The sequence below is a fragment of the Polaribacter cellanae genome (assembly GCF_017569185.1).
Lineage (GTDB): Bacteria > Bacteroidota > Bacteroidia > Flavobacteriales > Flavobacteriaceae > Polaribacter > Polaribacter cellanae.
In genome coordinates this window covers 1,214,860-1,225,000 of the sequence record NZ_CP071869.1, presented here as the reverse complement: position 1 = coordinate 1,225,000, position 10,141 = coordinate 1,214,860, and the positions used below count along the sequence as shown (strand labels likewise).

General features: G+C 30.8%; 8 protein-coding genes. 6 read left to right on the top strand and 2 right to left on the bottom strand.

All coding sequences use genetic code 11. The features are described 5' to 3' along the window. The first annotated feature begins 86 nt into the window (after positions 1 to 86). Complete coding sequence (gene porQ / locus J3359_RS05530; protein ID WP_208079735.1) at positions 87 to 1,118, top strand: type IX secretion system protein PorQ; 1,032 nt, start codon at positions 87 to 89, stop codon at positions 1,116 to 1,118. A 5-nt stretch (positions 1,119 to 1,123) separates the two neighbouring features. Beyond that, positions 1,124 to 1,819 (top strand): (d)CMP kinase, encoded by a 696-nt coding sequence (gene cmk, locus J3359_RS05525; RefSeq protein WP_208079734.1) that lies wholly within the window; start codon positions 1,124 to 1,126, stop codon positions 1,817 to 1,819. 190 nt (positions 1,820 to 2,009) lie between these two features. Here the strand turns inward: cmk and J3359_RS05520 are convergent, their stop codons facing one another. After that, positions 2,010 to 2,639, bottom strand: a complete 630-nt coding sequence (locus tag J3359_RS05520) for a 7-carboxy-7-deazaguanine synthase QueE (protein WP_208079733.1) — start codon at positions 2,637 to 2,639, stop codon at positions 2,010 to 2,012. Positions 2,640 to 3,226: 587 nt separating this feature from the next. Here J3359_RS05520 and rpsA point away from each other — a divergent pair. The 4 genes from rpsA (at position 3,227) to J3359_RS05500 (ending at position 9,185) form a co-directional block, all read left to right on the top strand. Further along, a complete protein-coding gene (rpsA, locus tag J3359_RS05515; protein ID WP_208079732.1) occupies positions 3,227 to 5,068 on the top strand; it encodes a 30S ribosomal protein S1 in 1,842 nt (613 codons plus the stop codon). A 382-nt stretch (positions 5,069 to 5,450) separates the two neighbouring features. Next, positions 5,451 to 6,842, top strand: coding sequence for a phosphoglucosamine mutase (glmM, locus tag J3359_RS05510; protein WP_208079731.1), 1,392 nt, complete (start codon positions 5,451 to 5,453; stop codon positions 6,840 to 6,842). Positions 6,843 to 6,855: 13 nt separating this feature from the next. Continuing rightward, positions 6,856 to 7,704, top strand: coding sequence for a hypothetical protein (locus J3359_RS05505; protein WP_367890387.1), 849 nt, complete (start codon positions 6,856 to 6,858; stop codon positions 7,702 to 7,704). Positions 7,705 to 7,715: 11 nt separating this feature from the next. Then, complete coding sequence (locus tag J3359_RS05500) at positions 7,716 to 9,185, top strand: aminotransferase class V-fold PLP-dependent enzyme (RefSeq protein WP_208079730.1); 1,470 nt, start codon at positions 7,716 to 7,718, stop codon at positions 9,183 to 9,185. Between the two features lie 32 nt (positions 9,186 to 9,217). On the opposite strand, the gene J3359_RS05495 is transcribed toward J3359_RS05500, so the two are convergent. Then, positions 9,218 to 10,108 carry a lysophospholipid acyltransferase family protein gene (locus tag J3359_RS05495; protein WP_208079729.1) on the bottom strand — a complete coding sequence of 297 codons (891 nt, stop codon included), beginning with the start codon at positions 10,106 to 10,108 and terminating at the stop codon, positions 9,218 to 9,220. Positions 10,109 to 10,141: the final 33 nt, after the last annotated feature.

Sequence of the window (10,141 nt, the reverse complement as noted above, 5' to 3'; positions counted from 1 at the left end):
TTAATTTAAGATATATATATTCCTTATTATAAAATATTAATATTTATTTTCGTTATTGATATGATACTTCGTTTATTTATAGATATATGAAATTTATTAAATGTTTATTTTTTTTCTTCGTTTTTTTAACAACTATTAATGCGCAAGTTGGAGGAGAGAATGTTTACCAGTTTTTAAATTTATCTACTTCTGCAAGACAAATCGCTTTGGGAAGTGAAGTTTTAACTTTATTGGATGATGTAAATCAACCTATTTGGAATCCTGCCACTATAAATGCCGAACTTGATAATCAATTTTCGGCAAACTATTCTAGTTACTTAGCTGGTATAAATGTAGGATCTGTTTCTTATGCTAGAGAAATTTCAAAAAGATTCGGAACTATTCAAGGAAGTATTAAATATTTAAATTATGGATCTTTAATTGGAGCAGATGAACAAGGAAATGAAACAGGTGTTTTTAATGCTAATGATATTGCTATATCTGTCGGTTATTCTTATAATTTGCCATATACAAATTTTTATATAGGAGCTAATCTTAAATTGATTAATTCAAACATAAGTAATTTTTCTTCTGTTGGAATTGCTACAGATATCGGAATTTTATATTATAGCCCATATAAATCGTTTTCTTTTACTTTAGTGGCAAGAAACATTGGAACTCAAATAAAATCTTTTAACGGACAAATTGAAAAATTACCTTTTTCTGTTGCATTAGGAGGTTCTTATAAATTGAAATATGTACCTTTGAAATGGTATGGAACTATTAATAATTTACAACAATGGAATATTTCTGTAGCAAATCCTTCAGATCAATCAACGGATTTAGAGGGTAATGTGACCGAAGAAAATGTTGATTTTTTAGAGAATGCTGTTAGACATTTAGTTATAGGTGCAGAATTATTTCCAGAAAGTCTTATAAATTTGAGGTTGGGTTACAATTTTAGAAGATCTGCAGAATTAAAATTACAAAATGTTAGAACTTTTAGTGGAATTTCAGTTGGTTTTGGTGTTAAAATGAATAGATTCAAATTAAATTATGCATATTCTAAATATCATTCAGCAACAAATACTAGTACATTTAGCTTAGAAATAGATTTAAACAGTCAAAGAAGAAGATAATTATTATGCGTAAAAAAATTACTATTGCAATTGATGGTTTTTCATCAACAGGAAAAAGTACGATTGCTAAATTAATTGCAAAAAAGTACAATTATATTTATGTTGATAGTGGAGCGATGTACAGAGCTGTTACACTATTTGCGAAACAAAATAATTTTGTAGGTAAAGAATTCTTATATGAGGAAAAATTAATTTCTAAATTAAAAGAAATTTCACTCTCTTTTAAATTTAATGAGAAATTAGGTTTTGCAGAAATGTTTCTAAATGGCAAAAATGTGGAGAAAGAAATTAGAACTTTAGCAATTTCTCAATTAGTAAGCAAAGTAGCCACAATATCTGAAGTAAGAAAAAAATTAGTGGCAGAACAGCATAAAATGGGCAATAAAAGTGGTGTTGTAATGGATGGGAGAGATATTGGAACTGTTGTTTTTCCAAATGCTGAATTAAAATTATTTATGACAGCTTCTGCAGATAAAAGAGCTACAAGACGCTACAAAGAATTAATTGATAGAGGAGACAACGTTTCTTTTAAAGACATACTTTTTAATGTGAAAGAAAGAGACAGAATAGATTCAACAAGAGAAGATTCTCCATTATTAAAAGCAGATGATGCCATAGAAATAGATAATTCGGACATGGGAATACAAGAACAGTTCGAGAGAATTTGTACTTTGATAGATAGAAAAGTTAAAGAAAGCTAACAGTTTATAACCACTTACAGCTCAATCCCGAAGTTTCAGGAGAGCGGTTTTTTTAAGCTCTTTTTTAGATTGAACTCTATTGAGTATTTGTTACAATAATAAACTTACTCTTTAAAAAGCTAAGATGCTGAAATAAATTAATTAAAAAAAAGCGATTAGCAAAGGCAGTGAATAGCTCTAACTAAAAAAATTAAGGAATATTTAAATATTTATGCGTTTGTAAAGAAATTTTCCATTTCGGATTTTTCATTACATAATCAACTATTTGCTCAGTCATTTTTTCTTTTTTACTCCATTCTGGTTGTAAAAAAAGCTGACATTTCTTACCTACTTTAGCAGCTTCCTGTTCCGCAAAATCAAAGTCCGATTTGTTATGGATAATCATTTTTAATTCGTCTGCCTCTCTGTAATTTTCTGTTAAAGGCAATTTTGTTTTCTTTGGCGACAAACAAAACCAATCCCATTTTCCAGAGAAAGAATAGGCTCCAGAAGTTTCTATATGTGTTTTTATATGATTCTCTTGAAGCAATTCAGTTATATAATCCATAGACCACATTAAAGGCTCACCACCAGTAATAACAACAGTATTCGCGTATTTTTTTACGTTGTGCACAATCGTATCTGCTAAAGTTGGCGGATGCAAATCTGCATTCCAACTTTCCTTTACATCACACCAATGACAGCCCACATCACAACCACCAACTCTAATAAAATAAGCAGCAGTTCCTGTATGAGAACCTTCACCCTGTATTGTGTAAAATTCTTCCATTAACGGAAGCATTATTCCTTGATCTACTAAGTCTTGTGTTTTTTTATCCATTTTACGAAACTCTGCAATTTATTAATCCTGCAAGTTTTTTAAAACCTTGTAGGTATCTTTTGCGTCAATTTTATACCTACAAGATCAAATAAACCTTGCAGGATTTTTGCAATTAAAAATGCAAAGGTAGTTTTTTCAAGATAAAATTATTGTTCGAATTAAAAAGATATATGGAAATAAAGATTATCTTAAAATGCCGCGAATTCACTAATTTTTAAAATTATATTTTTAATGTAGTTTTATTGAGATTGAGTAAGCGCGTTAGGGATAGAAACGACATCCTTTTTTTTATTCATCAAAATACACTTGTTTTTAAAGCAGTATTTTTTTATTAACTGAAAATGTAAAAGTTACTTACTAAAATAAAAAAAAGATATAGTGGATAGCCCGCTCGAACGCCCAAAAAAAGACAAAATATTTTTTTAATCTAAATACTTAAAAATCAAGTATTTTTTGTAGATTTGCACTCCTTTTTACGAGAACAGATTTGTAAAAGGATTTAAAAACAATTATTTATAAAAACATCTCTTTGCGTTTTAATCGTTAAAAATCTGTAAAACAATAAGATACAAAATTAATTTAGACACATGTCTGAAGAAACAAAAAACACTGAAGAGCAAGTAGAAGCTACTGAAGTACAACAAACAGAAGCAGCGACTCCAGCTGTAGAAGAAAAACAAGATCCAAAACAATTTTTAGCAGATTTTAACTGGCACAAATACGAACAAGGTATTGAGGCTGTTGACGAAAAAAAATTACAAGATTTTGAAAAAGCGTTGGAAGGAACTGTAGGTTTCGTAAACGAACGTGACGTTATTGAAGGAACTGTAATTAGAATTACGGATAGAGATGCAATTATCGATATCAATTCTAAATCTGAAGGAGTTATTTCTTTAAACGAATTTCGTTACAACCAAGGTTTAAAAGAAGGAGATACAGTAGAAGTATTGGTAGACAAAAGAGAAGATTCTTCTGGTCAATTAGTATTATCTCACAAAAAAGCAAGAGTAATTAAAGCTTGGGAAAGAGTTAATAATGCTCATGAAACTGGTGAAGTAGTTAATGGTTTCGTTAAATGTAGAACCAGAGGTGGTATGATTGTAGATGTTTTCGGAATTGAAGCATTTTTACCAGGATCTCAAATAGACGTGAAGCCAATTAGAGATTACGATCAATATGTAGAAAAAACAATGGAATTTAAAGTGGTGAAAATCAACCACGAATTTAAAAACGTTGTAGTTTCTCATAAAGCTTTAATTGAAGCAGATATCGAATTACAGAAAAAAGAAATCATTGGCCAATTAGAAAAAGGACAAGTATTAGAAGGTATTGTTAAAAACATTACTTCTTATGGTGTGTTTGTAGATTTAGGTGGTGTAGATGGTTTAGTACATATTACAGATTTATCTTGGTCTAGAATTAACCACCCTAATGAGGTTGTGGAATTAGATCAAAAATTAAACGTTGTAATTTTAGATTTTGACGATAACAAATCTAGAATCCAATTAGGTTTAAAACAATTATCTGCACATCCTTGGGAAGCTTTAGACGATACTTTAAAAGTAGGTGATAAAGTAACAGGAGAAGTTGTTGTTTTAGCAGATTATGGAGCATTCGTAGAAGTAGAGCAAGGAGTAGAAGGGTTAATTCACGTTTCTGAAATGTCTTGGTCAACCCATTTACGTTCTGCACAAGATTTCGTAAAAGTTGGAGATAAAGTAGAAGCGCAAGTGTTAACTTTAGATAGAGAAGACCGTAAAATGTCTTTAGGAATGAAACAATTACACCCAGATCCTTGGACAGATATTACAACTAAATATCCTGTTGGCTCTACACATACAGGAACTGTAAGAAATTACACGAACTTCGGTGTGTTTGTAGAATTAGAAGAAGGTATTGATGGTTTAGTATACATTTCTGATTTATCTTGGACTAAGAAAATCAAGCATCCATCAGATTTTGTAACTGTTGGAGATAAATTAGAAGTGCAAGTATTAGAATTAGATGTAGAGAACAGAAAGTTAAACTTAGGTCATAAGCAAACACAAGATAATCCTTGGGATGCACATGAAGCTACGTACACAATCGGTTCTACACACGAAGGAACTATTAAAGAAAAGAACGATAAAGGAGCAGTTGTAACTTTTGCAGATGGCGTAGAAGGTTTTGCACCAACACGTTTCTTAGAAAAAGAAGACGGTTCTAAATTAGGAAAAGGAGATACAGTAGACTTTATTGTAATGGAATTTTCTAAAGAATACAGGCGAGTAGTTGTTTCTCATACTTCAATCTTTAGAGAAGAAGAAAAGAGAAATATAAAAGCAGCTGCTAAAAAATCTGTAGATGCAGAAAAAACAACTCTTGGAGACATTGGTGGTTTAGCAGCACTTAAAGAAAAAATGGAAGCTGGAGCAAAAAAGAAGAAGTAATTCTTTATGCTGAACTCGTTTCAGTATCTCAGTAGAAATTTATCATATAAGCCGATGCAATTTGCATCGGCTTTTTTTTATGCTGAACTTGTTTCAGTATCTTTAGAATAAATAAAGATTCATATTTTTTATTCAACATACTAGGCTAAAAACTGCCAACTGAAAACTGCCAACTGTTTTTTTGGCGTTCCCTAAAGGTCGGGCTTTACGCACTCGCTTTTTTTCTGAAAAAGAAAAAAGAGCTCAAACAATTGCTTCAATCCCTAACGCACATTTCTGCCAACTAATTTACCTTTTAAAAGTTGACTACCTGTTAAATTATTTTACGATATCATTTAATAGGATTATCTTTGTATCAATCACAAAAACACAACCTAAAAGAATGACATTAATCAAATCAATTTCTGGAATTAGAGGAACCATTGGCGGAAAAACTGCTGATAATTTAACACCCATAGATGCAGTGAAATTTGCATCAGCATATGGCGCATTCATAAAAGCAAGAAACAATAATAAGAAAGATATTAAAGTTGTTATTGGGAGAGATGCACGTATTTCTGGAAAAATGATTTCGAGTTTGGTCGCCAATACTTTATTTGGTTTAGGAATTGATGTTGTAGATTTAGGTTTGTCTACCACACCAACTGTAGAAATTGCAGTACCAATGGAAAACGCGGATGGAGGAATTATTCTAACAGCATCCCACAATCCAAAACAATGGAATGCCTTAAAATTATTAAACGAAAAAGGAGAATTTTTAAGCGGAGCAGAAGGAGAAAAAATTCTTGAATTAGCAGAAAGCGAAGATTTTTCTTTTGCAGAAGTAGACGATTTAGGGACCTATTCTAAAGACAGTTCCTATTTACAAAAACACGTTCAAGCAGTTTTAGATTTAGAATTGGTAGATGTAGAAGCCATTAAAAAAGCAAACTTTAAAGTAGTTGTAGATGGCGTTAATTCTACAGGAGGAATTTTTATACCTGCTTTATTGAAAGAATTAAACGTAGAGTGTATAGAATTATATTGTACACCAAATGGACAATTTCCACACAATCCAGAACCTTTAAAAGAACACTTAACAGATATTTCTAATTTAGTAGTAAAAGAAAAAGCCGATTTTGGAATTGTAGTAGACCCAGATGTAGACAGATTAGCTTTAATTTCCGAAGATGGTACTATGTTTGGCGAAGAATATACGTTGGTTGCTTGTGCAGATTATGTGTTAGGAAAATTAGGTGGTGGAAACACGGTTTCTAACTTATCGTCTTCAAGAGCATTAAGAGATATTACCCAAAAACACGGTGGAACTTATACTGCAAGTGCAGTTGGAGAAGTAAATGTGGTAATTAAAATGAAAGAAACAAACACTGTAATTGGTGGAGAAGGAAATGGAGGAATCATTTACCCAGCTTCGCATTATGGTCGTGATTCTTTGGTGGGTGTTGCTTTGTTTTTATCACATTTAGCAAATATTAAAATGTCTTGTAAAGAATTAAGAGACTCTTATCCAAGTTATTTTATGAGCAAAAATAAGATTCAATTAACACCAGAAATAGATGTTGATAATATCTTAGAAACAATGGCTTGTAAATATAAAAATGAAGATGTAAACACCATAGATGGTGTAAAAATAGATTTTGCAGAGCAATGGGTTCATTTAAGAAAGTCGAATACAGAGCCAATAATTAGAATTTATACAGAAGCAAAATCACAACAAAAAGCAGACGATTTAGCAGTTCGTTTTATCAATGAAATTAAAGAAATTATCAAATAAATAATTAGAACTTTTGAAAATAAATAGCATCATTTTAGGAATCTTACTTTTTAGTTTTTTTGGGGTTGTAGCACAACAAAATAATTCAGCTCCCAAAAAAAAGAAAATAGTAAACAAAGGAAAGTTTTTTATCTACTGGGGTTGGAACTGGGCAAATTACACAAATTCAGATATTCGATTTAAAGGAAAAGATTACGATTTTACCTTGTCTGATGTAAGAGCAGAAGACAGGCAAACAAAATTCTCTTTTAACGATTATTTTAATCCAGCAAATATTACCATTCCGCAAAATAATTACAGAATTGGTTATTTCTTTAAAGAAAATTATACCATTTCAATTGGTGTAGACCACATGAAATATGTAATGATTGCAGACCAAAAGGTTAAAATTAATGGAAATATTAATATTGGAAATAAAAAATATGATGGCTCTTATAAAAACCAAGATATTGTATTGGCTGAAGATTTTTTAAGGTTTGAACATACAGATGGTTTAAACTATGTAAATGTGGAAGTAAAACGTTTCGATAATATAGACCATTGGTTTGGTTTTAAATTAGATAACCTACAAATAAACCTAACAGAAGGTTTGGGGGCAGGAGTTTTATACCCAAGAACAGATACTTCTTTATTAGGAAAAGAAAGACACGATAATTTTCATATATCGGGTTGGGGAATTTCGGCAGGAGCAGGATTAAACATTACGTTTTTAAAACATTTTTATATTCAAGCAGATTATAAAATAGGTTACATTAATATGCCAGATATTAAAACATCTTTAAGTTCTGCAGACTCGGCTTCACAAAGTTTTTATTTTTTCGAAAATACCATTTTAATAGGAGGGAAATTTAGATTATTTTAAAACAGACAATTATGCATTTAGAAAAGTATTTCAGTCAGTTTAGAAAAAACATTGTAGGTATAGATCAAAAATTTATGTCTCCTTATGGAGAACAAGATTTAATTTATACAGACTGGACTGCAAGTGGTAGGTTATATTTACCTCTTGAAGAAAAAATGCTTTATAAATTCGGACCTTTTGTGGCAAATACACATACAGAAACCTCTACTTCTGGTGCAACAATGACGTTGGCTTATCACGAAGCTAGAAAAATTATAAAAAAACATGTAAATGCCAATGAAAATGATGTTTTAATAACATCAGGTTCTGGTATGACAGGCGTTGTAAATAAATTTCAACGAATATTAGGTTTAAAAGTTTCCGAAAGTTTAAAAGAGCATACAACAGTTCCAGAAGACATAAGACCCATTGTTTTTGTGAGCCATATGGAACACCATTCTAACCAAACTTCTTGGTTAGAAACCATTGCAGATGTAGAAGTTGTACCATGTAATAACGAAGGTTTAGTATGTTTAGAAAGCTTCGAAAAATGTATAAAAAAGCACGCACATCGTAAAATAAAAATAGCTTCCATAACTTCTTGTTCTAATGTTACAGGAATTAAAACAGCTTATCATAAAATTGCAAAACTAATTCACAGTTATAACGGTTTGTGTTTTGTAGATTTTGCATGTTGTGCACCTTATGTAGATATTGATATGCATCCAGAAGAAGAGGATGAGTATTTAGATGCAATTTTCTTTTCGCCACATAAATTTTTGGGAGGACCAGGAACTTCTGGGGTTTTGGTTTTCAATAAAAAATTGTACAAAAATACAATTCCAGATAATCCAGGAGGAGGAACCGTAAGTTATACAAATCCCTGGGGAGAACACGATTATTTCGACGATGTAGAAACCAGAGAAGATGGAGGAACACCAGCTTTCTTACAAACAATTAGAATTGCTTTAGCGATTCAGTTGAAAGAAGAAATGGGCGTTAAAAACATTAAAAAAAGAGAAGACGAAATTAATAAAGTAATCTTTAAAACGCTAGAAAATCTTGAAGGTGTTAAAATTTTAGCACCAAATCATAAAGAAAGATTGAGTATTTTTTCTTTTTATTTTGAAAAGTATCACTTTAATTTAGTGGTAAAATTATTAAACGATCGTTTTGGAATTCAAACCAGAGGTGGTTGTTCTTGTGCAGGAACTTATGGGCATTTTTTACTAAATGTAGATCAAGAAACATCAAACAGAATTAAAGACCAAATTTTACACGGCTGTAATACAGATAAACCTGGTTGGGTTCGCCTATCTGTGCATCCAACAATTACAAATAAGGAAGTAGAATTTATATGCAACTCTTTAAAAGAATTGTCTAAAAATATCGAAAACTGGTCTCAAGACTACGAATACCATCCAATTAAAAACGATTATGCTCACAAAACAGTGCCTGCAATTGAGCATCAATTGGTAAATGATTGGTTTTATAAGGATTAATTTTTTCCTTTTTTAAGGAAATTATTTTTAGACTACAAAAACTCTTTTGGCACTTTATCTCTATGCTTAAACCTTTTGTGAGACCACAAATAAAATTCAGGTTGTTGTAAGATGTTTTTTTCTGTCAACTCAGTATATAAATCTATAACTTTATAATCTTCAAACTCTTTTGGAGAATCTGTTATTAGTTGAAATTCTATTTCGTAATACCCTCTTTTCACTTTTTTTGCAACGTAGTTTATTACTACCAAATCGAACCTTTTCGAAAGCATCTCTGCACCTGTATGAACAGGTACTTTTATGTTGAAGAATTCTCGCCAATAATAGGTTTTGTGAGGTTGTGGAGACTGGTCACTCAATAAAATATAAGCACCTTTTTTGTTTTCGGAAAACCTTCTTTGCATTCCTTTTACCATTTCAGATGTTTTGTAACCCCTAACACCAAATTTTTCTCTTGATAGTCTTACATATTTTTCGAAATATTTATTATTCAATTTTGTGTAAGCACCATAAACTTCTGTTTCTATTACTAATGGCAATGTAATAGACCATTCCCAATTTGCTAGATGTGCACCAACCAAGGCAATACTTTTTCCTTGCTTTACAAATTCGTTTACCAATTCTGGATTTTTGTATTTATAACGTTTTAAAATTTCTTTTTCAGAAATAGAGAAAGCTTTTACACTCTCCATCATTAAATCCATTAAATGTTTAAAGAATTTTTTTCTAATTTTTAAAAGTTCTTCTTCCGATTTTTTAGGAAAAGCCATTTTTAAATTTTCTAAAACCACTGCTTTTCTATAACCAATAACATGATAAATTAGAAAGTAAAAAACATCGGACTTTATATATAATAATCTCATTGGTAATCTCGATAGAATCCAAATAATTGGGTAAGTAAGCGCAAAAACAAGAAATTGCATAATATGGTTTTAATATTGCAAATATCGTATTTA